Origin of the sequence: Vibrio sp. 10N.222.55.C6 (assembly GCF_041473395.1) — a bacterium.
Classification (GTDB): Bacteria; Pseudomonadota; Gammaproteobacteria; order Enterobacterales; family Vibrionaceae; genus Vibrio; species Vibrio crassostreae_C.
Window position 1 is genome coordinate 1 of sequence record NZ_JBFRSD010000778.1, and the last position, 440, is coordinate 440.

Annotated in this window: 1 pseudogene; it reads right to left on the minus strand. The window is 41.8% G+C overall.

The features are described 5' to 3' along the window. Window positions 1-440, minus strand: a pseudogene (locus tag AB4486_RS26120) (hypothetical protein); the annotation flags it as partial.

A 440-nucleotide genomic window follows, 5' to 3' on the forward strand; every position in this document is an offset into this window, starting at 1 on the left:
GCATACTTGTTATTCTGAAACGAGAGATGCAAGCGACGATTTAACTCACTAGCTAAAGAGCCTAGGTCCGATTCTGGTAGCGACAAAAAGGCTTGAACTAAAGTGTCATCATGTTTCAATTTCTGTTGATTGGGTTCAGCATCAACGATATCTCTTAACTCAATTAATGGGAGCATCCACAGGGCTATCTGCTTTCGCAATATCTTACTTCTAACCTTACGAGCACTCTCCCTTTGTTTTTGTGTTTTTGATGGCTCTGAACCAATTAGATGATTTAACACCTGACAAATTTTAGCGTTAGTTACCTGATAGTCATCAAAGTAGCGGCCACTCTTTTTGCGACTTTCAGTTAACGTCCCACCCTGCGCTGGTTTAACGTCTAGCGGATAGTTTAGGACTTTCATATGCCCACCTAAACTGCCACACAGATTCCCGATACT